This is a genomic window from Phocaeicola coprocola, from assembly GCF_041333015.1.
Lineage (GTDB): Bacteria > Bacteroidota > Bacteroidia > Bacteroidales > Bacteroidaceae > Phocaeicola > Phocaeicola coprocola.
Window position 1 is genome coordinate 182,057 of record NZ_JBGKGM010000004.1, and the last position, 24,879, is coordinate 206,935.

Sequence of the window (24,879 nt, forward strand, 5' to 3'; positions counted from 1 at the left end):
GTTATTTAGTTTAGTTATCCTTAATATATAAAAATTTATTTTTCTTCTGCTGCTCGTAAAATGAGCGTAGTTGCTCCAAGAGTAAAAATGGCTCCGTCTTCTATACGTACACGATCTTTGGGACCTAAAAGTTCATTCATCAGGAAGGTTCCCGTTATGCTGTCATTATCCCGTAGGGTATATACGATTTTCCCTTGTTTGTTTTGCTTTACATTCAGCACGCAATGCCGGCGATCCATGCTTGGATCATTTGTTTCTACAGGAATATCAATTTCATTCCCTTTACTACGGCGACCTATTATATTATCACCTTCATGCAAAGGGAGCACTTGTTTATAGCCGAAAACATTTTCTATAGCTATCACGTTGCCAAAATCTTGCGTTCCTTCTCTCTCATCAACGACTTCTTCACGACGGGAACCTGCACTCAGTTTGGATTTTCCAATACGGATACCAAACTGTTTTTTACAATTATCGCATACGAAAACCAATGACTGACCTTCTTCGTATTTTGTTTCATCAAATTGTATGTAGTTGTCACACTTCGGACATCTGACTCTTTTCATAATGTGATTATTCTCGGTTTATTTAGTTGTAAGCACCCATGCTGACGCAAAATCTGCATTTTCCTTCAATTCTTTAATCTGTTTATATGCATCAGTCTGATTAGTATATCGGTTGATTGCAACACGGAAACGTCCGTCCGATTCCAGAATTTGCGCTTCCTTATAACCTTTTTGCTGCATTTGTTTTACGACTTGCATTGCGTCACTATTTGTTGCCAGACTTGCAACTATAATATAACTGTCAGCTTTTGTAGTCGCTTTTTGAGGCACTTTATTAGCTGCAGGAGTCTTTTTTTCTACAGGTTGCTTCACATCCTTTACAACATGTGCTGCCGGCTTTGCCGATGGAGCTGCAACTTTTTCTATTTTCACAGCAACCGGTTTCAGTGTATTGATATTATTCTTTACAGATTGCTTTTTTACTGTTTTTTGTTTCTTTTCCTGTTGCTGAACAGAAGGAGAGACCGTAATAATACTTGATGCCATAGAATGATTTTTAATAGCATCAAATAATCCAGTCGAACCTAAAGAAGCATATTCAGCATCATCCAAGTAGGTGTTTTCCACTGGAATAGAAAACAAGAAAAACAACAATATTGCAGCTGCTATTGCTACTATGTTCTTACTCCATCTGCGATAATGAAAGGACGAACGGCGTGTACTGGTCTTTACCGTGCGGGGCATAGCATATTCGACCAAAGGTTTCTCCTGAGGTACATTCTCTGGTGACAACTTTGGAAATGTGAATCCTTGAAGTCCATATAATGAAGGAGTAAAGAAACCATTTGCTTCCGGTTCAAATTCATATACTCCGTTCATATTATAATACAGCGTACCTACATTGTTCAAATATATATGTCCGTATCGGTAAATATCTTCTTTCTGTTTCTGTACGAGCTTTTCTATCTTGCGGGTTGCATCAGGAAAATCCGTATTATATGCTTGCATATAAGACTGTACAAGCAAACCGTCATTCATGACAAGTTGAGGATTAAAGCCGATTGTACGTGCCGGCGGACAAAACTCTCCCGTATCTTCGTTGTATACACACGAACGATAGTGAGCTATAAAGCCTCCCAGACCAGGAACAATCACGCAATCGTTCTCCAGGAGTAATACTTCAATATGTTTTGCTAATTCAATCATAATGCAAAGATATGATTTTTTCTCTAATATTTACATTACTTTTCTTGTATTTTGTCTGAAAAGAAATGCGTGTACAATCTATATAAACTAATAAACTGCTTATAAAAACATATCACTTCTTATCTAAGAAACCGTAATAAAGTAAACATAATCAGTAATCGAGGTAAGTATTATATCCTGAAATAGGGTATCTTTGCCATCAAAATCAAAATCAGTAATGGATAGAATAACCAATATTAAGAAAAACAATTGTTTTTGCAGGCTTTTTGAACCTGATCTGTACTCCAGGGATATCGCAAGAACAAAAACATGATACAATTCGTGCAAGCAAAGTTTATGAAATAGGAGAGGTAGTGGTTACAGGAAGCCGTAACGAGACAGATGTGCGCCATCTTTCACAAACAGTTTCCGTAATCAACCGCATCGACATAGAACATGCCATGCAACCCTCTTTATTACCTGTGCTTACCGAACAAATTCCGGGACTGTTTGTCACCTCAAGAGGTATCATGGGATATGGGGTTTCAACTGGTGCTGCCGGAGGTATTTCGCTGCGTGGTCTAAGTGGCGGGACAGGCAGATTAATGGTTATGATTGACGGTCATCCATAATATGCCGGTATATTCGGTCACCCTATAGCAGATGCTTACCAATCATTTCTTGCCGATAGGGTAGAAGTTCTAAGAGGTCCGGCATCTGTACTCTATGGCTCCAATGCAATGGGTGGCGTAATAAATATTGTCACCCGCAAAATGCATGATAACGGTGTAAATACTAATATTCACATGGGATATGGTTCTTACAACACATTGGAATCAGAATTCACCAGCCGTATTCGTAAAGGACGTTTTTCCAGTGTAGTGTCAGGGTCGTATAATCGTACAGACGGGCATCGTAATAATATGGAGTTTGAACAATACGGAGGATATGCAAAATTAGGCTATGAAATGACCGGCAACTGGAATTTGCGAGGAGATATAAACATAACCCATTTCAATGCATCATATCCGGGACCGATAACGGCTCCGTTGCTCGACGGTGACCAGCGTATTACGAGAGGGGTAACTTCATTCGCTATTGAAAACAACTATGAACAGACATCCGGAGGTCTGAGTTTTTTTTACAATTGGGGAAAACATTGGATTAACGATGGATATACACCTTCGAAAGAAAAGAAACCTCAGGATGGGCGTTTTAACTCACGGGATAATATGATGGGAGTTTCACTCTATCAGAGTATGCAGTTTTTTAAGGGAAACCGAATAACAGCAGGGATTGACTGGTTTCGATACAGAGGTAAGGCTTGGAATGAATATGTAAGTGGAGAGCATATAGGTACAACATCAGATCTGGTAAACAAGCATGAAAACGGATTGGCTGGCTATGTTGATCTGCGCCAAAATATAGGAACTTGGCTGACTTTCAATGCCGGACTTCGCGCAGATCATCATTCACGTGTTGGATTGGAATGGGTGCCACAAGCAGGACTGGCTTTTCATTTGCCCCATACGATTGAAATGAAAGCTTCTGCATCGAAGGGCTTCCGTTACCCAATTCTACGGGAGATGTATATGTTTCCGCCACAGAACCCCGATTTACAACCGGAATCCATGTGGAATTATGAATTGGCTTTTTCGCAACAATTGCTGAACGGCAGATTTACTTATGGAGTAAACTTGTTTTACATTGACGGGAAAAATCTTATTGAAACTCTTCCCAATCCCAATGGTAGTGGTATGCTAAATCAGAATTCCGGCGAAATAGAAAATTCCGGAATAGAACTACAAGCAGCCTGGCGTATCAGTCAATATTGGTCTGTCGACGGGAATTATAGTTATCTGCATATGAAGAATCCTGTTTTGGCAGCCCCAAAGCACAAGCTTTATACCGGAGTCAACTTTAACTATAGACATTGGGATATATCTACTGGCATACAATATATCTCCGGACTTTATACACAAACCGATCCAATTAAAACAGAAGAATTTGTTTTATGGAACATACGGGCTTCATATCAAGCTTGCCGTTGGTTGAATATCTGGGCACGCGGTGAGAACTTGCTGGCGCAAAAATATGAGATTAATGCAGGATATCCGATGCCACGGGCAACAGTTATGGCTGGAATAAATATCAGTTTTTAAAGACCGACTATAAAAGATCTTCATCACTCCATAAATCCAGCATATCATTTACTCCCCAATACCAGCGTACAAGACTGGCATAAGCATTATTATGCCGATAGAACGAAGATGGTACCGTATTACCACGCATTGTATAAACTGATGCTGCCGGAATTAAATTTTCAGACGTTATAAGCTGTTCTGTATAATGAGATTCATAACCACGCAGCATCAGTTTCCGGTAATTCATTTGACGATAGCCAGTACATACTCGCGAATCGGTCACTGTAAAATTAAAAGGAAAGATATCAGCCATTTCATAGGCAGTTCCCCCACGACGTGCGGTTATAGAGTGTGAAAGCAGGAGCATTCCCCCACATTCGGCCAGCAGTTTGCCCCCATTCTCAATATAGTTGCGAAGCTGTCCGAATAATCGTTTCCGGCGATATAGCTGACGTGCAAACAGTTCCGGATATCCTCCTGGAATATAAACCAGATCAGCTTCCGGAAGGTCACTGCCATATATAGGACTAAAATAGGTAATTTGCCCGTTTCGTGACAAGGAATCAATCGTTTCACGCGATAAAAAACAAAAGGCCGGATCGCGTGCGATAGCTATACGTAACTTTTTACTGTTTGTTATTGGTCTGTTTTCTAACTCCGAATCAGATGTGTAAGGAAGAATATGCTGACAGGGGAAAATGCGTTCACATAAACTTAACAACTTATCTACATTCACATATTTGTCCACTAGAGAAGCGATCTGGTCTATTTGTTCGTCTATAGAACGCCTGGCTGTCAGTGTCAAGCCAGAATGGCGGGAAGGCAATTTAAAATCATCTATTATAGGTAAATATCCCAGACATTCTACACCTGCATCGACGCAAGCTTCACGCAACAAATTTAAATGAACGGATGAAGCAACCTGATTAAAAATAACACCTGCTACATGAACCAAATTCTCGAAATGTTTGAATCCATACAATACAGGCGCTACTGAATATGCAGTTGCACGTGCGTTGACCACTAATATTACGGGTATCTTCAATAATCGCGCAATATGAGCATTACTCCCTTGCATACGATTATAGCCATCAAAGAGTCCCATACTCCCCTCAGTTATACATACATCAGCCTTTTCTGCATATTTATTATAAACAGACTGGATATGACTGTCGGATGCAAGCCAGGCATCCAGATTTACAGAATCGTAACCAGCAGCAATGGAATGATACTGAGTATCTATGCAGTCAGTGCCACATTTAAACGTTTGTGTACGCAATCCCCTTTGCTGCAAAATACGCAACAATCCCAGCGTAAAAGTAGTTTTTCCGCTTCCAGATACAGGAGATGCTATCAATAATTGTGGTTTCATGCTAGTTACGGTTGATAAAATCGGGCACAAAGATAGGGAGAACTCATGAATTTCCGTATTTTTGCAAACAAGAAAATAACAATCAATGAGAACAATAGTTATAACTGGCGGAGCCAAAGGGATAGGGCGCTGCTTGGTAGAGTATTTTGCATCGCAAGGTAATGCAGTCTATTTTATAGATATGGATGCGGATGCCGTTGCGACTGTAACGGAAAAATTATGTGCCAAACAAATGAATGTTTATGGCTTTACAGGAGATATTGCCGACGAACAAGTATTGCAAAAGTTTGCGGCGAGAGTGATAGAAGAAACTCCACAAGGAATACATTGCCTGATAAATAATGCTTGCTTGATGAAAGGAGGAATCCTCAGCGGATGTAGTTACGATGATTTCTTGTATGTACAGCGTGTCGGTGTTGCAGCTCCTTATCTGCTTAGCAAGCTCTTCATGCATCATTTTGCCGGTGTTGGTTTCATCGTAAACCTTTCCTCAACCCGTGCGTTTCAGTCGCAGTCCGATACAGAAGCTTATACGGCAGCCAAAGGAGGCATTACCGCACTGACCCATGCGCTTGCCGTAAGCCTCGCCTGTATAGCCCGTGTCAATGCTATAGCACCGGGATGGATTGATACAGGTAAGTTTCACGACGAAAGTTATGTTCCCGACTACACTGAAGGAGATATCATGCAACATCCGTCACAACGGGTAGGAGAGCCTGAAGATATCGCCCGTGCTGTAGAGTTTCTCTGCGACGAACGCAATTCTTTCATCAACGGACAATGCCTGACCATCGACGGCGGAATGAGTAAGCTGATGGTTTATCACAACGACTACGGCTGGAGAAAAGAATAAAACTTGTATTAATTATTTCATAAAGATTCTTATGCTATTACAATTATTATTTGTCCTTGTGGCGATAATTATCGGTGCAAGAGTAGGCGGTATCGGACTGGGAATATTGGGCGGACTTGGTCTTGCTGTGCTGACCTTTGTATTCGGACTTCAACCCACTGCACCTCCGATAGATGTAATGCTTATGATTGTTGCTGTCATTGCGGCAGCAAGTTGTATGCAAGCAGCAGGTGGACTGGACCTGATGGTGAAGTGGGCAGAGAAGATTTTGCGAAAGAACCCGCATCATATTACATTGCTAAGCCCGTTTGTGACTTACTTTTTTACCTTTTTTGCAGGAACAGGACATGTAGCTTATTCTGTTCTTCCCGTTATTGCCGAGGTTGCCAAAGATACAGGTATTCGTCCGGAACGTCCGCTGGGTATCGCAGTTATCGCTTCGCAGCAGGCTATTACTGCCAGCCCGATATCGGCAGCAACGGTTGCTATGCTTAGTATGCTTGCCGGATATAACATTTCGCTGTTCGATATCCTGAAGATTTCCATTCCCTGTACGCTGGCTGGAGTTCTTCTCGGTGCACTGTATTCGATGAAAGTCGGCAAAGAACTGAAAGATGACCCTGAATATCAAAGACGACTGGCAGCTGGTGAAATTTCCGGTGATGGTTATCATACCACAGAAGTGGCAAGTCATGGTAAGGCACTTACTTCTGTCATTCTCTTTTTGGCTGCCACGATAGGAATTGTTTTATTCGGATCTATCGACGGACTCCGCCCGACATTTACAACAGCTCAAGGTGAAGTTCAAATGGAGATGTCACACATTATCGAAGTGTTGATGCTTTCTGCCGCCTCACTCATTTTGCTATTCACAAAAACAGATGGTATAAAGGCAGCAAAAGGTTCTGTTTTCAATGCAGGAATGCAGGCCGTAGTTGCAATTTTTGGTATTGCATGGATGGGAGATACCTTCATCGCAGGAAACATGGAAGTTATGAAAGAGAATATTTTCGGCCTTGTTACCGATATGCCTTGGCTGTTTGGTGTGGCCTTGTTCCTGATGTCCATCTTGTTATTCAGTCAGGCAGCTACCGTTCGTTCTCTGTTACCGCTCGGCATAGCACTAGGCATTTCTCCTTATATGCTTATCGCGCTTTTCCCAGCTGTGAACGGTTATTTTTTCCTGCCCAACTATCCGACAGTGATAGCCGCCATAAACTTTGATACTACCGGAACAACACGAATAGGCAAATATCTGCTGAACCATTCGTTTATGATGCCCGGACTGATAGCCACCATTGTATCGGTTGTACTGGGTATTGTGTGGGTTTCGATGATGTAATTATAATGAAGTTTAAATCCCATATAGATAGATTAATTTATTACTCTTCTGCTAATAGCCCTATCATTACCAAAAAAGTTTGATAGGGCTATTATTACTTATGATATTTCAAATGGCTGATTGAAATTCAATGAATAACATACAAGATTCTTTTGGAGATAAAAAATCAATGATTTCCTATTATTTCAAAAAGCAGCAAACAAGCCATTAAAAAAATCTGATATCACAGAGCCAACATAAACAACCAATTTAACCAAGTAATAAATAATAACACAAAAAAGAATAATCATTATACCTGTCCAGACAGCTTTCCGATTGACTTCATTGATCACCTCCTGATCATCTTCTACAAAACCGACTATAAGTTTGCAGTTCTGTAAATAAGCACGATTGCAAAAATCAATAATATCGCCGATATAGAATGGAATTAAACCAAGTGCCACATCGCGAAGTATATTGAAAATAACCGCTAATGTCAATGGTAATGAACGAACTTTACATGCGGCAACATAGATAAATGGTACGGCAAAAACTGAAGTTAGAGCGTCACCAAATCCTGGCATGAAAAAACCAATTATAGGGTCAAGACAGAATTTATCCATCCATTTGGCTATGCTTAGAACTGTTCTATAAGATGAAGACTGTTCGATTTCCATGCGCCGCAACTGCTTTTCCATTTGACGTAGTTCTTCTTTCTGTATGGATTGTTCGATCTGCAATTCTTCTTCCGTATTGTCTAGCCCCAACTCTTTTTGTGCCTGATGTCTTCTGTTATTTTGCATTTCACTCATAATTCTATTGTTTTAGTTCCATTAATAAAGTCCTCCCAATCTCCGTCTTCAAATAAATTACGACTTTTGTCAGCCAATGCCAAGAATCCGCTTTTTAGTTGTTCATGGTTTTGAGCTGTATTCATGCGTTGCAGACTTTTCATTAAAATATCGCTCCTGCCATTTAAACTTTCCAGATACTGGTAAAATTGGCTTTGTAGTTTTGTTAGCTCCTGATTATAATTATTTTCTGCAATTGCACATTGGGCTTTCATGGCTTTATGGGGCATAGAACGAAGCGGTTTTTTCAATGGTCGGGAAAAATGGGCGAAAGGTTTTGAAAACCAAAGGGTTTAGGCATGATCGGGAAAATGGGCTGAATATTTCGAAGCGGTTTTTCTCTTTACATGGCTTACATCTGCTTTACGTTTGAGGGGCTTTTCTTCGGATATTCGGGGGATTGCTTTACATCGGGCTTGCAGATGGGGCTAAAACGGCCTGGAAGGGTTTTATTTTCGGCTGTGTGGCCGTTTTATGGCTGGGTTGATGGATTTTGTTATATGATGGTGTGAACGGCTGTGTGGCCGTTTTTTTGTGCCTATTTTTAAAGATGTTGCCTTAAAATTCTTCCAAATAAGTATTATTTGGTATATTTGCAGCATAATAGAAACGAATATGGCAAAAGTGATTCATGTGCATTTGCTGCATAAAATAGACGGGACGAAGCAGAAAGATTGGTATTTCAGCAGTATATCGGCTGTTTATACGGTTCTGACGGCAGATCAGGTGGGGGCAACCAAGAATTACCTGCTTCATGCCGGGCTGTCTGGTAACGGCACAATATGCACGAAAAAGGCTATAATTAAGCAATCTACGCTCATCTCGGGTGGTAGTAAGGGAATGGTTAGAACGATATAATAGCGCCGTTAGAAAGGCTTGTAGGCGTTATTTCTTTGAATGCTGATTGGGGAGCTTATGGCTCCCTTTTTTTATGCCCCTACGGTTGGTTTTATTTGGTTAGGGGTTACTATTGGGGTTACTGTTAGGGGTTACTACTTCTTTAAGTTAGGGGTTACTTTAGGGGTTACTTTTTCAGTTCTCAGAGGGTACGCCCGAAATAGGAAACTATGTTATAAATGAAAGCAAGTGCCGTTTTTCTCTGTTTTCAGAGAGGAAAAACGACACTTGTTTGTGTGATATACCTTATTATAATAAAATAAATCCTTTGATTTACAGTGTATTTACGAGTTTGCTTCAGGTAAATTCCTTCAAAAGTGTGTGCGTGCGTCCTTTTTTAGCCTTCTGTAGGAGGCATGCGTGTACCACTTAGAAGAACTTGCTGATACTTCCGATTACTTCAAAGACATTGATGATGCGTGATTTGTCGAATTCCTGTTCATCGTAGTCATTGGTGTTGATGGGGATGAAGCGCAGCTTGTCCGGATCCGGCGACCTGCGGAGGATTTTAATGGTGCGGATGGTATCCAACACCACTGCATAGATTTCGCCATATTGGATGTCGTTGAGTGTGCATTGGTGCAGGGCAATGATGTCGCCATGGTTTATTTTGGGTTCCATGGAGTGCCCGGTGACATTGCACCAAAGGCTGGCTTTTTCGAATCCCCTTATTACAATGTTGGTGGCAGGTATGTTTACCTGTGAATTAAACACTTCATCAAAGCCCCCGATAAAGTCCACATCGTAGTATGGTGTACCGATGGATGGGTTCATAGATGTGGTAGGCAGAGTCGAAGAATTTGCTTCGTCTATTGTTTTAATGCCGTTCAAATCATCTTTCAACATGCTTCCTGCACCAGTAAGTAACCAATCGGCAGATAATTCCGGATAGGCTAATAGAATTTTTTCAATATTCATTGAGCTCATGCCTTTGCCAGACACCTTTGCTTTCCCAATAAGTCCAACAGAAAGACCGGCATTAACAGTCATTTGATTGTCATTTATGCCCTTTTTCTCCATGAAATATTGAAGTCTTTCTATAAAATTCATATCCTTATATTGATTTTCTTCCATATTTAGTTTGATGTATTGAAATAATTCTATATATTTGCAGCGTGTTTAAGATGTAAACAGCGCGCCAAATATACAAAAAAGGCGTGTGATTAGCGAATTTTAAGGATTAAAGAAAATGAAAGCAAAAGTAATTATAGCTCAAGCAACAGCCGAGACCGCCGAAGCTCTTTACGGACTGGTCAAGAAGATGGTAGATACAACAGCAATCAAGGCTTATCCCAGTGTAGATTATCAGGCAGTTTTCTTTTCAGCTGATAGATACGACTTAGACTTTGTAAAAAGAGTATTGGCGGATAAGTGCTTTTCTTTCAAAATTGAAGATGCAGAATAATACAATAAAATAAGTGAGTTTATGACACAGCAAGAATTTATGGAACGGACGGGGATAACCCCTACAGCAGAGGATTTTGATTACATCCATGCGGTTTATCTGAACACTTCGATGAACAAGGATGAGTTCTGCAAAGATTTCAAGAAACATGGGGACAGCCGGATTATCCGCGATGTTCATGTGCGAGTGCTGAACTATGAAATGAAATGTGAACGTCAAAAGGAAGTTATCGACAACCTGACCGATTTTCTGATTGGCAAGGCACATGCGTATGACGATACCGATTTCCGCAAAGAAGCGGTAGGGCTGGTCGGTGAGATGGAAGTGGTGAAACGGACCATTGAATTGGGGCTTCCGCTTTGGGATGAAGACAGGATGGTTGTCCTTTCGATGATAGAAGAACAAGGCAAATAGATTGCCGGATAACTGGCAGCCCGGAAAGACGGGCAGGGGCGGCAGGCACGGCCGGAGAGTTGGTAAATCGAAATAAGAAAGCGTACATATCCGAAGTTGAAACAACGGAACAATCCGCCGTATAAGGCTACGGAAAGTTTATCGGGCAGCAACCAATAATTGACATATCCTGCTGTCTGCAAGGCATCTATTTCTTTCTGGTTGCGCTGGGTATAGATAAACTGATCGTCTGCCGTCCGTTCGTACACCGCCATGTTCGGGCGATGACATATCTTATAAAAGCCTTCGATGTATGCTTGCAGGCGGCCCTCGGAATAAGATAGTCTGAGAGTGTGATATGTTTCTCTGTTGGGCTTGAGGTCAGGACTTCCGGCAGTCCATTCCATGCTGTTGGTACGGATCATGGCATCGCTGATCATGGCTATGCGGGAAGTACGCTCGTTCGACTGGAAATTATAGCTTACTTGCAGTGCATTGGTGAAATCATAGCTCAGTGCAGCTTTAGGACAAAACGTCCAGTAGTCGTACGTATGCTCCTGTTGGCGGTAGTGCAGGTAGCTTGCACCTATGCCTACCGAATAACGTAGTTTACCCCAATAGCCTTTTATCTCGGAAAACAGATAGAAGCGGTTGTTGTGCATCAGGGTAAGCGAAGAAACATCGCCCGTATACGTATTGTTCGTGTATTTCTGACTGTAATTGATACCAGTAGAAAGGGTAAAAGGTTTCAACTTATTCTCGTAGATAGCTTCACTCATCAGCGAATAAGTCTTTCCGTCCACATTGTATCGGTAGGGAGAGCCTTCATCGTAACTGGTAGAGGAATTTGTATCGATATAGGTACCTACAGCATTCAGCGTGACCGACTGTCTGGGGGTAAGCTGCTGGAAATAATATAAGTCGAGAACCGGACTTCCCGTCCGACTGTTGTCTTGCTGGATTGCAATATATTCTTCCGTTCCATCTATCACACTCTTCCGGTTGAAATCGCCTGGTACGTGACTGAAATCACCACTGAGCGATGCTTGAAATACATAACGGGTAGAATCAGCTAAATTGTAGGTCAGCTTCACACGATTATTGAATCTCCGGCTGCGTGACGCAATATCGTTACGTTGAATGGTATAGACTGATCCATCATTCAAGTGATAATAGGCTGTTTCCTCCATCCGATTACCGTCAAAATCCTTATATCCGAAATCATAGTTCAACGAAAGTTCGCTTTTTCCCGTATTCCACTTACCATAGACTGTATAGTTCCCGTTTTCGGCATTCAGTGACTGACTCAGGAATGTGCCGACTGTGTATCCACTGGTTGCGCGCCGTGTCGTAATATCGATAACATAAGCGACACCATCACCATAACGGACACCGGGATTGTCAATGAAATCTATCTTACGGATGCTTTTCGGATCGAGTGATAACATTTCGGCTTGATCTACAATAATGCCGTTGATACGTAGCTGTACGCTTCCTTTATTGTCGATAGTAGACACATTACGGGCATCTTCATCGATACGGATATTAGGTAGACTGAGTTTCTGCAAGACACTATATCCTGAACTGGACGCTTCTTTCTGAGCATCGGAAGGGTAGAGCAGCAGACCGTCTGTTTTATGAACAATCCGTGCAGCTTTTACTTCCACTTCTCCCAGTTCGATACTTTGCTCGGCTGTCTGTGCAGATGCTGCAAACGAAAAAAGAATAAATGTGATACCGGCGCAGGCTTTTCGGGCAGCCCGACTAATGCCATATACCAAGGAATCCTCTACAGAGGCATTACCTTGAAACTGATTTGTTAGCCATTCCATTTGTTTCTGTTTTGATGTTTCGGAAACAAATGTAGAGGGTAGAGATAAATGACAGCCAGAACAAACACTGACATTTGTCTGACATTTCAGTGTCAGTTTTATATCTTATTGATTTCCAGTGAATAGTTCCGACCTCTGTCTGCTACGATTTTCAGATTAGTATGTTCCTCTACAATCGGCTTCAGCCTGCGGATAAGCGTATAAAGTGTATCATTGGCATCCTCTTTCTTGGGCCAGAGTGCTGCGCAAATGTCCTCTTTAGTCAGTGAATGTGACGGAGCATTCCAGAATAACAACATGAGCTGCTGTTGCATTGGAGTAAAGCGGATAGGAGTGTGTGCCGCCGTATAAAACCGCTGGTCCACTTCCGAATAAACCAGTCCTCCAAAACCGGTGACAGCTTCCGAACCTTCTTGCTTCTTTCTCAAATAGAGCCACGACAGCATCGCCCAAAGGAAAGCCGAAATCATGCAGGCAGCCGGAATGCGCTGATCCGACATACTCAATATACTGGCAACCGACAAGCGGGCATATCCTTTTAAGGCAAGTGTTTCTCCTGCATGTTTATCCTTTACTATCAGCGTGTCACTACAGACAGCTTGTTCATCCAAAGAATTATCCTGAAAATCGCTATCAACCACATCGAATGTAATAAATGCCGCCTGCTGAAGACGTTTATCTTTCAGGTAACGGCAAAACCATTCATCGGAAACAGCAATCAGTACCTGTCCTCCTGAAGTCTTGCGAAGTTGCTTGTACACCCTGATTGTATCTTGGGTAATGATATAATCTTTTCTCTCTTTGAGGGTTTGTGCCAAAGCCTGATTCAAATCGGCTGTTATTTCATTCCTGGCCTTACAATAATTGTGACGGCCAGCCAGCAAAGAAGTCAGCATAAGTGTCAGAAATACGGCAACAGATAGTAGTTTGCTGTTCATAAAATCAGATTTTATTTCTGACAAATGTAACAAATTTTATGCTAAAACGAGAATCATCCACCTATTATATTCCGATATTCGTTCGGTGTCATTCCCGTAGCTTTTTTAAATACTCGGGTAAAATGCTGAGGATATTGAAAACCAAGTTGGTATGCAACCTGGCTGATTGAATGAGCTGGAATGAGCAATTGTACCTTTGCTATGCCGACAATTTTATCTTGTATATACTCTAATGCAGTTTTTCCTGTTTCTTTTTTAATAAGATCACCAAAATAATTCGTCGAAAGACAAAGCTCGCTTGCACAATATTTTACTGTAGGCAATCCTTTTTGCATGGCATTGTCACCTGCAAAATACTGGTCGAGGAGGTTTTCAAAACGTGTCAGAATATCGCGGTGAGCATCCTGTCGGGTGATAAACTGTCGTTCGTAAAAGCGCAGGCAATAGTTTAGCAATAATTCAATATGATTAGCAATCAGCCGTTTGCTCATCCGATCGATAGAATGTTGTAATTCCTCCTGAATCTTTATCAGACAATCTATAAATGTATGACGCTCTTGTTCCGAGAGATGCAAGGCTTCGTTCACTTCATAAGAAAAAAATGTATATTCACTCATGGCACGTCCAAGGTTGGTTCCGCGAATCAGATCAGGATGAAAACACAATGCATAACCTTGAGGCTGGAAGATTTCACCTGTATCTTCTATTCCAATGACTTGTCCCGGTGCAAGACAGACAACCGATCCTTTCTGATAATCATACCGTTGTCGGCCATAAATCAAATCACAGTTCTTCTCGTCTTTCAGAAAAACCACATAAAAACCGAAAGTATGTCGCATATGCCGCATCGGTTTCGCTTTTGAAAGATTTATCACACTTACTAGTGGATGCAAGGTTTCTACACCAAGCATATCATCATATTCAGTTATGGTATCGAAATTTAATAATTCTGTTTTCATCGGGAGATATTTATATTACAAATATAAGAAAGGATTCTTACTCCATCGTTATATAACAAAAGAAAAGCAGTGTTTCTATGCAGTAAATCTGTGTTTTATATCATTGACAATAATCTGCAATACTGACAAATTACACCATCTGTGAAATTATTCTGTGTTTTGTATAACTATCAGTAAAATAGTAAAGGATAATTTTGCAATAGGAATCAATATAATATATGCGATATGGAAAAAGAAGTAATGATACTTACAGGTGCCGGACAAATCGGTATGGCGATAGCCCGACGGATGGGATATGGAATGAAGATTGTAGTCGGTGACAAACGAATGGAGAATGCACAGTCCGTGGCCGATACGATGAACCGTGCCGGATTTGATGTGCTTCCGGTGGAGATGGACTTATCATCCCGCGAGTCTATTCTACATCTGATTGACACGGCACAGCAATATGGAGAAATAGCCATGCTGGTCAATGCTGCGGGAGTTTCTCCTTCACAAGCATCAATAGAAACTATTCTGAAAGTCGACCTGTATGGCACGGCTGTATTGTTGGAAGAGGTCGGAAAAGTCATCATGCGGGGAGGTACAGGCGTTACAATTTCCAGTCAATCCGGACATCGTCTGCCAGCACTTGGTGCGGAAACTGATGAGCTGCTGGCTTGTACGCCAACTGAAAGACTATTGGATCTCGAAGTTTTGCAACCACAACATATCAATGATACACTCCATGCATACCAGTTGGCTAAACGTTGTAATGTAAAACGTGTTATGTCGGAAGCCGTAAAATGGGGTAGAAGAGGAGCGCGCATTAATTCTATTTCTCCGGGCATCATTGTTACCCCATTGGCTCTTGATGAGTTCAACGGTGTACGTGGAGAATTTTATAAGAAGATGTTTGCCCAATGTCCGGCACATCGTCCGGGAACAGCAGACGAAGTGGCAAATGTTGCCGAATTGTTGATGAGTAATCGGGGAGCCTTTATTACCGGAGCTGATTTTTTGGTAGATGGAGGAGCCACAGCTGCTTATTTTTATGGCCAGAAATGAGTATTCTATTTCTATGAGGTAAAACTTTTGTGACAATATTCTATAAACGATACTTTGTCTTCTGTCAAGAAATTGTATCTTTGTTAAATCCTTATAATCTGATGGCGGAAAAGATAGGAAGATATAAGTATTCTGAAATACTTGACCTCCATTAGATAAATAAGGGTTTTGATACAAAAAAATATTAACATTGCAATATTAATGAAAACACACATGAAGACATTTTATCTCATGACCATGGGATTTTGCCTGGCTCTAAATCTCCATGCACAGCGAAGCGAATATCTGCTGGAAAAAGGATGGAAATTTACCAAAGGAGAGGTTAGCAATGCTGAAATGCCAGCATTCAATGATGCCAAATGGGAAACTGTAGACATTCCACATGACTGGGCTATTCTCGGACCTTTCGATAAGAACAACGACTTACAAAATGTAGCTGTTACACAGAATTTTGAAACTCAGGCTAGCTTAAAAACCGGACGTACGGGTGGTTTGCCATACGTAGGCATAGGATGGTATCGTACAACATTTCATTCTACTCCAGGAAAACAGACAACCCTGATCTTTGACGGAGCAATGAGCGAGGCTCGTGTGTTTGTCAACGGAAAAGAAGCCTGTTTCTGGCCCTGTGGCTATAACTCTTTCTATTGTGACGTTACCTCTCTAGTAAATGAAGATGGTAAAAATAACACACTTGCCGTACGATTGGAAAATCGTCCACAATCATCACGTTGGTATCCGGGAGCGGGACTTTATCGAAACGTACATGTAGTAACTACAGAAAAAATCCATGTTCCGGTATGGGGAACTCAGATTACTACTCCGTGCGTGAAGGACGAATATGCTTCTGTTTGTCTTCGTACAACGATTTTAAATGCGGAAAAAACAGAGCTGACTGTGGTAACGGACATTATGGATGCTGACGGACAGGTGGTTTCAACCAAAACGAACAAAGGAGTCATCAATCACGGCCAACCTTTTACTCAGAATTTTATCGTAGAACGACCTAAGCTTTGGTCGCCCGAAACTCCAGTCCTATATAAGGCTGTATCAAAAATCTATTCAGGTGATACGCTTCTCGATACTTATTCCACACGTTTCGGTATTCGTACAATTGAATATATAGCCGACAAAGGTTTTTACCTGAACGGAAAGCGACGTAAATTTCAGGGAGTATGCAATCATCATGACCTGGGACCTTTGGGAGCAGCAATTAACGTTGCAGCGCTCCGCCATCAGTTGACATTACTCAAAGAAATGGGATGTGATGCCATCCGTACATCGCATAATATGCCTGCTCCCGAACTAGTTGAACTTTGCGACGAAATGGGATTCATGATGATGCTTGAGCCGTTCGACGAATGGGATATCGCCAAGTGTGACAACGGATACCATCGCTTCTTTAATGAATGGGCGGAAAAGGATATGGTAAACATGCTTCGACAGTATCGGAACAATCCATGTGTGGTAATGTGGAGTATCGGCAACGAGGTTCCTACCCAATGGAGTCCGGAAGGATATAAAGTAGCAAAGTTCTTACAGGATATCTGTCATCGGGAAGACCCTACACGTCCGGTAACCTGTGGTATGGATCAAGTGAAAAGTGTACTGGCAAACGGATTTGCTGCAATGCTTGATATTCCGGGACTGAATTATCGTGCTCACCTATATGATGAAGCTTACGAACGTTTGCCACAAAACATTATTTTAGGTTCGGAGACATCGTCTACTGTCAGCTCTCGTGGAGTATATAAGTTCCCGGTGGAACGTAAGGCCGGAGCTATGTATGATGATCATCAGTCTTCTTCATATGATCTGGAATATTGCAACTGGTCTAACATTCCTGATATTGATTTTGCGCGTGCCGAAGATCATGAATGGACAATCGGACAGTTTGTGTGGACTGGATTCGACTATCTGGGCGAGCCGAGCCCGTATGACACCAATGCATGGCCGAATCATAGTTCAATGTTCGGTATCATCGATCTGGCATCTATCCCCAAAGACCGTTATTATCTGTACCGAAGTGTATGGAATAAAGAAGCAGAAACACTGCATATCCTGCCGCACTGGAATTGGGAAGGACGTGAAGGTGAAAAGACTCCTGTTTTTGTTTATACAAACTATCCTTCGGCAGAATTGTTTATCAACGGAAAAAGCTATGGACGTCAGACTAAACACAAGAACGGAACAGTAGAAAACCGTTATCGTCTGATGTGGCATGACGCAGTTTATCAGCCGGGCGAGGTGAGAGTAGTGGCATACGACGAACAGGGGAATCCTGTTGCAGAAAAGACTGTTCGTACTGCAGGCAAGCCGCATCATATAGAACTTGTTACAGATCGCAGCTCTCTTCAGGCAGACGGAAAGGATCTGGCATATGTTACACTCCGCATTGTTGATAAGGACGGCAACTTGTGCCCGAATGACGGACGTCTGGTAAGTTTCAAAGTAAAAGGGGCAGGTAAGTACCGTGCTTCTGCAAACGGAGATCCTACTTGTCTGGATTTATTTCACAAGCCGGAAATGCATGCGTTCGGAGGTATGCTCACTGTTATAGTCCAGTCAGGAGAAAAAACTGGTGAGATAGAACTTCAGGCTACTGCCAAGGGAATAAAAACCGGGACTATCCGCATTCCGGTAAAATAAGCTTACCGTAAGTTGTTACTTACTTTACCCTCTACATTTTCACACTGATAGCGTGTACTGATATTCATATAGGCAGAATAAGTTGAAAATGTGGAGGGTAAATTGTATATGGATGAAACTTATAAAAATCAATGGAAGCATCAGTAATTTAAAAAGTTACAGACTTAGTATTTAGCCCCAAATATAGTTTTAAATCTATAAATACCACATTCAAATTCTTCAGTAAAAAACTTCAGCATCTTTTAGGAAATTATTCTCGATGTTTTTTAAAAAATCGTACGAAAAAAATTTTTTCTTCAGCATGTTTTTTTGAGCGACTGCAAGTATTGAATAGTTGCTCGACAAGTCTTATTATTCTGAAGAGAATATAAAGTGAATTATGGCAGAAGTAAGGGAAAGAGAAAGCTCTTTATAAAAAACAAGAAAGGAGGAGAATATCCGTTGCATGAGCGGATATTTTTCCTCCTCTTATGGAATTTCTAACAATTAATTACAGAATAGATTTTACTGTTTCCAGCATGCCTTTAGCCTGAATGCTGTCCAAGTCAGCTTTTACAGCAGCAGTCAGTCCCGGGATGTTGTTCAGGTTTTCGCCCCAGATAAATTCGGCAGCCAAAACTCCTTCAGCTACTTTCTGAGTATCACCTGTAGCCCAAAGCTGTTTCAACAAGTCCATAATATCCTGTGCATCGTTTGGAACAATTTCTGCGCCATCTTCACGTACACCGCCTTTGTAGTAAGTAATGATAGCTGCAAGACCCAATACCAGTCCCTTCGGAAGTTCACCCTTACGTTCCAAGTACACTTTCAAACCTGGAAGGTCACGAGTCTGGAATTTAGGGAATGAATTCAGCATGATAGAAGTAACCTGATGGTCAACAAACGGATTGTTGAAGCGTTCCAAAACATCATGAGCAAATTTTTCAAGCTCTTCTTTCGGAAGGTTCAAAGTTTCCATCAATTCGTCAAACATTACTTTATTGATATATTTGCCGATAACCGGATGCTGGCAAGCATCGCGAACAATGTTTACACCTGACAGGTAAGCAACCGGTGAAAGTACAGTGTGAGGACCGTTCAACAGAGTTACTTTTCTTTCGTGGTAAGGAGCTTCAGAAGGTACAAACAATACATTCAGACCAGCCTTGTCTGCTGGGAATTCCTTAGCAACTTCCTGCGGAGCTTCGATAACCCACAAATGGAAGATTTCTCCCTGAACTACCAAGTTATCATCGTATTGCAGTTTTTCTTTGATTTCGGCAATTTCCTTACGTGGGAATCCCGGTACGATACGGTCTACCAATGTAGCATATACACCACAAGCCTTTTCAAACCAGTTCTTGAAATCGTCACCCAAGTTCCACAATTCAATGTACTGGTAAATAGTTTCTTTCAGCTTGTGTCCGTTCAGGAAGATCAACTCACAAGGGAAAATAATCAAACCTTTTGACATATCGCCATTGAATGTTTTATAACGGTGATACAGCAACTGAGTCAATTTTCCTGGATATGAAGAAGCAGGAGCATCTTCAAGCTTGCAAGAAGGATCGAAAGCGATACCTGCTTCGGTTGTATTTGAGATTACGAAACGCATTTCAGGCTGTTCTGCCAGTTTCATAAATTCAGCGTTCTGAGTGTAAGGATTCAAGGCACGACTGATAACATCGATCATAGTCAGGCTGTTTACAGTTTCACCTTTGTCGAGTCCCTGCAAGTTTACGTGATACAAACAGTCTTGTGCATTCAGCATGTCTACCATACCTTTATCGATAGGCTGTACTACTACAACACTGCTATTGAAATCTGTTTTCTGGTCCATATTATAGATTATCCAATCTACAAATGCACGTAAAAAATTACCTTCACCAAACTGAATGATTCTTTCTGGACGAACTGTCTTGTTTGCAGTTTCTTTGTTTAATGCTTTCATACTTGTATATTTTAAGTTCCGTATTTTTACAATTTTGCTTCTCTCTTTATAAGAAAGGTATAAAGGTGAAAAAACTAGTTGATAAAATAGTAATATATATTTACAAATAACGTTTTCTTCCTCTTTTTCAGAGATTAATTTTACTAAATATTCGCTGCAAATATACGAAATATTTTGTTATTCCAAATAAAATTTCTACTTTCGTGTTCGATAACGACAAATAAAACGAAATACATGTTAAGCAACATAAATTCCTTTTGCGGGATTTGCTTTTTATGAAAATACATAACAAAAAACATAAACCTAAAAACGAAGCTTTATGAAAAAATTTATGGATGAAAACTTCCTGCTGAAAACAGAAACAGCGCAGGAATTGTACCACAACCATGCAGCTAAAATGCCTATTATCGACTACCACTGTCACTTGATTCCGAAAATGGTAGCAGACGATTACCAGTTCAAGTCAATTACAGAAATATGGTTGGGTGGCGACCACTATAAATGGCGTGCAATGCGTAGCAACGGTGTAGACGAACGCTATTGTACCGGTAAGGATACTACCGATTGGGAAAAATTCGAAAAATGGGCTGAAACAGTTCCTTATACATTCCGTAACCCATTATATCACTGGACTCATCTGGAGTTGAAAACTTGTTTCGGTATTGACAAGATTTTGAATCCGTCTACAGCTCGTGAAATTTTTGACGAATGCAATGCTAAGCTGGCAACTCCTGAATATACTGCCCGCAACCTGATGCGCCGTTATCACGTTGAAACAGTTTGTACTACTGATGATCCTGTTGACTCACTGGAATATCATATCGCTACTCGTGAAAGCGGATTCGAAATCAAGATGTTGCCTACATGGCGTCCTGACAAGGCTATGGCAGTAGAAGTACCTGCTGATTTCCGTGCTTACATGGAAAAACTGTCTGAAGTGAGTGGAGTAACAATTTCTTCATTCGACGATATGGTTGCTGCATTGCGTAAGCGTCACGAGTTCTTTGCTGAACAAGGATGTAAGTTGTCTGACCACGGTATCGAAGAGTTCTATGCAGAAGATTATACAGATGCAGAAATCAGAGCTATCTTCAATAAAGTATATGGCGGTACTGAACTGACAAAAGAAGAAATCCTGAAGTTCAAGTCGGCTATGCTGATTGTATTTGCTGAAATGGATTGGGAAACCGGCTGGACTCAGCAATTCCATTACGGTGCTATCCGTAACAACAACACTAAGATGTTTAAGCTTTTAGGCCCTGATACAGGTTTCGATTCTATCGGTGAATTTACTACTGCAAAAGCTATGGCTAAATTCTTGGATAAGCTGAATACCTCAGGCAAGCTGACTAAGACTATCCTTTACAACTTGAATCCATGCGCTAACGAAGTTATCGCTACTATGTTGGGTAACTTCCAGGATGGTTCTATACCAGGAAAGATTCAGTTCGGTTCAGGATGGTGGTTCCTCGATCAGAAAGATGGTATGGAAAAACAGATGAACGCATTGTCACTACTGGGCTTGTTGAGCCGTTTCGTAGGTATGCTTACCGACTCTCGTTCATTCCTGTCTTATCCGCGTCATGAATATTTCCGTCGTACATTGTGTAACTTGCTGGGTAATGATGTTGAAAATGGAGAAATTCCAGCATGCGAAATGGAACGTGTACAGCAAATGGTAGAAGATATCTGCTACAATAACGCAAAGAAATTCTTCGAATTCTAATTTGTATAAAGAGCATCATTTTGTGGAAAGGAGTTTGCCTGCTATATTGGCAAGCTCCTTTCTTTTTTGTACTTTTGTGTTCCTTTTTTAAAAATAAGAAACACATATATGGAAGTACGATTTCTGAGTTTGGGCAGTGGTAGCAGTGGCAACTGTTATTATCTGGCAACAAAGACTTGTGGGATACTAATAGATGCAGGTATCGGCATACGAAGCATAAAGAAGATTTTCAAAGATTATGCACTGAACCTGGATACAATACGTGCCGTCTTGATTACCCACGATCATGCCGATCATATTAAAGCTGTCGGACATTTGGCAAAAAAGCATAGCATACCCATTTATTCTACACCGGAAGTGCACGCAGGCATCAATCGGAGTTATTGCATGACCGAAAAACTGGATAATGCCCACCGGCGTTTTATCAACAAGGAAGAAACTATCCAGATAGAAGATTTCAGCATTACTTGTTTCGAAGTGCCTCATGATGCAACGGACAACGTAGGATATTGCATCAGCGTGGGGGATAAGACCTTTTCTTTCATAACCGATATCGGACATATTACGGACACTGCTGCTGCATATATTGAGCGCTCCAATTATCTGATTCTCGAAGCAAACTATGATGAAACCATGTTGCAGATGGGACCTTATCCTCAACATCTGAAAGCCCGTATAGCCAGTCCTAACGGACATATGAGTAACAGCGAGATGGCTAATTATCTTGCTGAACATTTTCCGGCTGGTTTAAAATATCTCTGGCTTTGTCATTTGAGCAAAGACAACAATCATCCGGAGCTGGCATATAAGACGGTTGAAACTGCTTTTAAACAGCATGGAATCGCTCTTGATGAGAATGGGGTACAAGTTATCCCATTGAAACGAACTACTCCTTCAGAGCTGTATTCTTTCGAATAAAGCGAAACAAAAAAGATCGCCGGTAAATTGAAGATAATTGAATTATCCCGATTTACCGGCGATCTTTTTATTTATGTACAGGAATTGTATTATTTCTTATTCATACGTTCCTGACGTTCTTTCTGAAGACGTTCTTGCTCTTTTTGCAGCGCTTCAAGCTTAGCCATCAATCCGCTAGTCTTTCTTTCTGAAGGAGCTTTCTTATTGGCTTCAAGCTGTGCCAATAATTTTTTCTCATCGGTCATACGACGCATAATCCACATGGTAATAATACCGATCAAACCAGAAATGAAATAATAGTAGCTCAAACCTGATGCATATTCGTTGAAAATAAAGAAGAACATTACAGGCATGATATACATCATCCACTTCATGGCAGCCATCTGAGGATTATTACCCATGTCTTGCTGTTTCATCATAATAATCTGGTTCAGAACTGTTGTCACACTAAACAACAAACAGAACAGACTTAAATGATTTCCCAACAAAGGAATATGAGTACTCCAGCTTATAAGATCATCGTATGCAGAAAGGTCGCTTGCCCACAAGAAACTCTGCTGACGTAACTCAATTGCATTAGGCACAAAGAAGAATAAAGCCATAAACACCGGAGTCTGGATGAGCATAGGCAAACATCCTCCCATAGGGCTTACTCCATATTGGCTATACAAGGCCATAGTTTCTTGTTGTTTCTTCAAAGCATCTTCCTGCTTCGGGTATTTAGCATTAATCTTATCTACATAAGGCTTTAATGCACGCATTTTTGCTGAAGAGATAAATGATTTCCAAGTAGTAGGCAATACCAGAATCTTGACAATGATAGTCATCAGCAAAATTACAATACCCATACTCAGTCCCCAGCTTGACAACCAGTCGAAAAGATTAATAGTAAACCAGCGGTTAATCAGACGAATGATAGGCCAACCTAAATATACCAAATCCTCAAGCTCCTGATCTTTATCCTTGAAAGATAAATCATTAGTTGCCAACAAAGTCTTGAAATGATTAGGACCAAAATAGAACTGGAAACGACTAGGTTGCGCACCTGTCGGGTCGAAAGCAGTTTTCATTTCGGCAGTATAGTTCTTCATGTAACCGCTTCCTTTCTGTTCTATCTTCGATTCAAGCGTTGCATTTTCAAAGTTTTTCTCTGCCATAAATACACATGAGAAATACTGATTCTTAAATGCAACCCAATCAAGCACTTCTGGAATAGTTTCTTTTTCGTCTTTTGTTTCGCTCAAATAATCAAAACTGTCGTCTACCGGTTTATAGGTAAGCGAAGTATAACGTTGTTCGAACGTATATCCTTTTTCCATCTGTCGTGCGCGCTGTTTCCAGTCAACACTCATCGTTTTGACAGAAGGAGAGAAGAAGTTTTGCAATCCGCTTGCCTGGACAGTAAAGTCTACAACGTATGAGTTTGGTAACAGTTTATAGATGAAGTCCAAATGTCCACCATTTGCAGCATTTAGTCGCATTGTTACCGTACTATCTGTTACATTGGTAGTCTGAAAATACATCTGATTGCTCAGAATATTTTCATTTTTACCTTCAAATCCTAAACTTAACGAAGCATCTTTACCATCGAACAGAACCAAAGGCTGCTGTTGCTGATCATTATATTCTTTCAGCATAGCCTTGCATACTCGTCCTCCTTTATTAGAAAAAGTAAGTTGCAGTACATCGTTCTCTAACGTTGTAAACTCTTCAGAACCTTGCGATGCTTGGAAAAATAAAGAAGTAGAATCCGGAACAACAGGCAAGGAAGCAGCTATTTCTTGAGCTTTCTGCATCTGCTCTTGCTTTTGAGCCACTGCCTGTATCGAATCCTGATAATGCTGTGCACGTGCCATTTCCTTCTGACTGGGGCGATTATATATGCCAAATCCGACTATAACCGCACCAATCAGAGCAAATCCCACTAACGTGTTTTTATCCATTTCTTTTTAT

General features: G+C 41.0%; 19 protein-coding genes and 1 pseudogene. 9 read left to right on the forward strand and 11 right to left on the reverse strand.

The annotated features are described in order from the left end of the window. Positions 1-35 precede the first annotated feature (35 nt). On the reverse strand, positions 36-566 hold the full coding sequence (locus ACDG22_RS11365) for an FHA domain-containing protein (RefSeq protein ID WP_007569730.1): 531 nt from the start codon (positions 564-566) through the stop codon (positions 36-38). Positions 567-584: 18 nt separating this feature from the next. After that, entirely contained in the window at positions 585-1,712 is a 1,128-nt protein-coding gene (locus ACDG22_RS11370) for an HU domain-containing protein (protein ID WP_022126441.1), read from the reverse strand. A gap of 290 nt (positions 1,713-2,002) precedes the next feature. On the opposite strand from ACDG22_RS11370, the pseudogene ACDG22_RS11375 reads away from it, so the two are divergent. Then, a pseudogene (locus tag ACDG22_RS11375) lies at positions 2,003-3,853 on the forward strand (TonB-dependent receptor). A gap of 7 nt (positions 3,854-3,860) precedes the next feature. On the opposite strand, the gene ACDG22_RS11380 reads toward ACDG22_RS11375, so the two are convergent. Then, positions 3,861-5,207, reverse strand: coding sequence for a cobyrinate a,c-diamide synthase (locus ACDG22_RS11380; protein ID WP_022126444.1), 1,347 nt, complete (start codon positions 5,205-5,207; stop codon positions 3,861-3,863). An 85-nt stretch (positions 5,208-5,292) separates the two neighbouring features. Between ACDG22_RS11380 and ACDG22_RS11385 the strand changes: the two genes are divergently transcribed. Then, a complete protein-coding gene (locus tag ACDG22_RS11385; RefSeq protein ID WP_270230875.1) occupies positions 5,293-6,060 on the forward strand; it encodes an SDR family oxidoreductase in 768 nt (255 codons plus the stop codon). Between the two features lie 31 nt (positions 6,061-6,091). After that, positions 6,092-7,402, forward strand: coding sequence for an anaerobic C4-dicarboxylate transporter family protein (locus ACDG22_RS11390; RefSeq protein WP_007569721.1), 1,311 nt, complete (start codon positions 6,092-6,094; stop codon positions 7,400-7,402). 185 nt (positions 7,403-7,587) lie between these two features. Here the strand turns inward: ACDG22_RS11390 and ACDG22_RS11395 are convergent, their stop codons facing one another. Together ACDG22_RS11395 and ACDG22_RS11400 are read right to left on the reverse strand one after the other, a co-directional pair. After that, on the reverse strand, positions 7,588-8,193 hold the full coding sequence (locus tag ACDG22_RS11395) for a DUF4112 domain-containing protein (protein WP_270230874.1): 606 nt from the start codon (positions 8,191-8,193) through the stop codon (positions 7,588-7,590). Next, the gene (locus ACDG22_RS11400; protein ID WP_370858888.1) at positions 8,190-8,462 is read right to left on the reverse strand and encodes a hypothetical protein; all 273 of its coding nucleotides are present in this window, start codon (positions 8,460-8,462) and stop codon (positions 8,190-8,192) included. The genes ACDG22_RS11395 and ACDG22_RS11400 overlap by 4 nt, the downstream gene beginning before the upstream one ends. A 385-nt stretch (positions 8,463-8,847) precedes the next feature. On the opposite strand from ACDG22_RS11400, the gene ACDG22_RS11405 reads away from it, so the two are divergent. Next, positions 8,848-9,090 (forward strand): hypothetical protein, encoded by a 243-nt coding sequence (locus tag ACDG22_RS11405; protein WP_007751495.1) that lies wholly within the window; start codon positions 8,848-8,850, stop codon positions 9,088-9,090. Positions 9,091-9,498: 408 nt separating this feature from the next. On the opposite strand, the gene ACDG22_RS11410 is transcribed toward ACDG22_RS11405, so the two are convergent. Then, positions 9,499-10,203, reverse strand: coding sequence for a S24 family peptidase (locus ACDG22_RS11410; protein ID WP_007758935.1), 705 nt, complete (start codon positions 10,201-10,203; stop codon positions 9,499-9,501). A 115-nt stretch (positions 10,204-10,318) separates the two neighbouring features. On the opposite strand from ACDG22_RS11410, the gene ACDG22_RS11415 reads away from it, so the two are divergent. Beyond that, positions 10,319-10,534 (forward strand): hypothetical protein, encoded by a 216-nt coding sequence (locus ACDG22_RS11415; RefSeq protein ID WP_007751500.1) that lies wholly within the window; start codon positions 10,319-10,321, stop codon positions 10,532-10,534. 215 nt (positions 10,535-10,749) lie between these two features. On the opposite strand, the gene ACDG22_RS11420 is transcribed toward ACDG22_RS11415, so the two are convergent. The 3 genes from ACDG22_RS11420 to ACDG22_RS11430 form a co-directional block, all read right to left on the reverse strand. Continuing rightward, positions 10,750-12,759, reverse strand: coding sequence for a TonB-dependent receptor (locus ACDG22_RS11420; RefSeq protein ID WP_370858889.1), 2,010 nt, complete (start codon positions 12,757-12,759; stop codon positions 10,750-10,752). Between the two features lie 98 nt (positions 12,760-12,857). Next, positions 12,858-13,697 carry a winged helix-turn-helix domain-containing protein gene (locus tag ACDG22_RS11425; RefSeq protein ID WP_007569711.1) on the reverse strand — a complete coding sequence of 280 codons (840 nt, stop codon included), beginning with the start codon at positions 13,695-13,697 and terminating at the stop codon, positions 12,858-12,860. 53 nt (positions 13,698-13,750) lie between these two features. Further along, a complete protein-coding gene (locus ACDG22_RS11430; protein WP_007569709.1) occupies positions 13,751-14,656 on the reverse strand; it encodes a helix-turn-helix domain-containing protein in 906 nt (301 codons plus the stop codon). Positions 14,657-14,881: 225 nt separating this feature from the next. Here ACDG22_RS11430 and ACDG22_RS11435 point away from each other — a divergent pair, with 225 nt between their 5' ends. Then, positions 14,882-15,703, forward strand: coding sequence for an SDR family oxidoreductase (locus tag ACDG22_RS11435; RefSeq protein ID WP_178269946.1), 822 nt, complete (start codon positions 14,882-14,884; stop codon positions 15,701-15,703). A 213-nt stretch (positions 15,704-15,916) separates the two neighbouring features. Further along, positions 15,917-18,352: a glycoside hydrolase family 2 TIM barrel-domain containing protein gene (locus ACDG22_RS11440; protein WP_178269945.1), complete on the forward strand. Its 2,436-nt coding sequence runs from the start codon at positions 15,917-15,919 to the stop codon at positions 18,350-18,352. 490 nt (positions 18,353-18,842) lie between these two features. On the opposite strand, the gene ACDG22_RS11445 is transcribed toward ACDG22_RS11440, so the two are convergent. Then, positions 18,843-20,282 (reverse strand): tagaturonate reductase, encoded by a 1,440-nt coding sequence (locus ACDG22_RS11445; protein ID WP_007569703.1) that lies wholly within the window; start codon positions 20,280-20,282, stop codon positions 18,843-18,845. Between the two features lie 319 nt (positions 20,283-20,601). On the opposite strand from ACDG22_RS11445, the gene uxaC reads away from it, so the two are divergent. Together uxaC and ACDG22_RS11455 are read left to right on the forward strand one after the other, a co-directional pair. After that, positions 20,602-22,008 (forward strand): glucuronate isomerase, encoded by a 1,407-nt coding sequence (gene uxaC / locus ACDG22_RS11450; RefSeq protein ID WP_022126482.1) that lies wholly within the window; start codon positions 20,602-20,604, stop codon positions 22,006-22,008. Between the two features lie 108 nt (positions 22,009-22,116). Beyond that, positions 22,117-22,926 carry an MBL fold metallo-hydrolase gene (locus ACDG22_RS11455; protein ID WP_007569699.1) on the forward strand — a complete coding sequence of 270 codons (810 nt, stop codon included), beginning with the start codon at positions 22,117-22,119 and terminating at the stop codon, positions 22,924-22,926. Positions 22,927-23,015: 89 nt separating this feature from the next. On the opposite strand, the gene yidC is transcribed toward ACDG22_RS11455, so the two are convergent. Then, a complete protein-coding gene (yidC, locus tag ACDG22_RS11460) occupies positions 23,016-24,869 on the reverse strand; it encodes a membrane protein insertase YidC (RefSeq protein WP_007569697.1) in 1,854 nt (617 codons plus the stop codon). Positions 24,870-24,879: the final 10 nt, after the last annotated feature.

What these genes read in the sequence shown, in the direction of transcription:
- ACDG22_RS11365 (WP_007569730.1), bottom strand. Translation starts at nt 566, where the DNA reads ATGAAAAGAGTCAGATGTCCGAAGTGTGACAACTACATACAATTTGAT.
- ACDG22_RS11370 (WP_022126441.1), bottom strand. Translation starts at nt 1,712, where the DNA reads ATGATTGAATTAGCAAAACATATTGAAGTATTACTCCTGGAGAACGAT.
- ACDG22_RS11380 (WP_022126444.1), bottom strand. Translation starts at nt 5,207, where the DNA reads ATGAAACCACAATTATTGATAGCATCTCCTGTATCTGGAAGCGGAAAA.
- ACDG22_RS11385 (WP_270230875.1), top strand. Translation starts at nt 5,293, where the DNA reads ATGAGAACAATAGTTATAACTGGCGGAGCCAAAGGGATAGGGCGCTGC.
- ACDG22_RS11390 (WP_007569721.1), top strand. Translation starts at nt 6,092, where the DNA reads ATGCTATTACAATTATTATTTGTCCTTGTGGCGATAATTATCGGTGCA.
- ACDG22_RS11395 (WP_270230874.1), bottom strand. Translation starts at nt 8,193, where the DNA reads ATGAGTGAAATGCAAAATAACAGAAGACATCAGGCACAAAAAGAGTTG.
- ACDG22_RS11400 (WP_370858888.1), bottom strand. Translation starts at nt 8,462, where the DNA reads ATGCCCCATAAAGCCATGAAAGCCCAATGTGCAATTGCAGAAAATAAT.
- ACDG22_RS11405 (WP_007751495.1), top strand. Translation starts at nt 8,848, where the DNA reads ATGGCAAAAGTGATTCATGTGCATTTGCTGCATAAAATAGACGGGACG.
- ACDG22_RS11410 (WP_007758935.1), bottom strand. Translation starts at nt 10,203, where the DNA reads ATGGAAGAAAATCAATATAAGGATATGAATTTTATAGAAAGACTTCAA.
- ACDG22_RS11415 (WP_007751500.1), top strand. Translation starts at nt 10,319, where the DNA reads ATGAAAGCAAAAGTAATTATAGCTCAAGCAACAGCCGAGACCGCCGAA.
- ACDG22_RS11420 (WP_370858889.1), bottom strand. Translation starts at nt 12,759, where the DNA reads ATGGAATGGCTAACAAATCAGTTTCAAGGTAATGCCTCTGTAGAGGAT.
- ACDG22_RS11425 (WP_007569711.1), bottom strand. Translation starts at nt 13,697, where the DNA reads ATGAACAGCAAACTACTATCTGTTGCCGTATTTCTGACACTTATGCTG.
- ACDG22_RS11430 (WP_007569709.1), bottom strand. Translation starts at nt 14,656, where the DNA reads ATGAAAACAGAATTATTAAATTTCGATACCATAACTGAATATGATGAT.
- ACDG22_RS11435 (WP_178269946.1), top strand. Translation starts at nt 14,882, where the DNA reads ATGGAAAAAGAAGTAATGATACTTACAGGTGCCGGACAAATCGGTATG.
- ACDG22_RS11440 (WP_178269945.1), top strand. Translation starts at nt 15,917, where the DNA reads ATGAAGACATTTTATCTCATGACCATGGGATTTTGCCTGGCTCTAAAT.
- ACDG22_RS11445 (WP_007569703.1), bottom strand. Translation starts at nt 20,282, where the DNA reads ATGAAAGCATTAAACAAAGAAACTGCAAACAAGACAGTTCGTCCAGAA.
- uxaC (WP_022126482.1), top strand. Translation starts at nt 20,602, where the DNA reads ATGAAAAAATTTATGGATGAAAACTTCCTGCTGAAAACAGAAACAGCG.
- ACDG22_RS11455 (WP_007569699.1), top strand. Translation starts at nt 22,117, where the DNA reads ATGGAAGTACGATTTCTGAGTTTGGGCAGTGGTAGCAGTGGCAACTGT.
- yidC (WP_007569697.1), bottom strand. Translation starts at nt 24,869, where the DNA reads ATGGATAAAAACACGTTAGTGGGATTTGCTCTGATTGGTGCGGTTATA.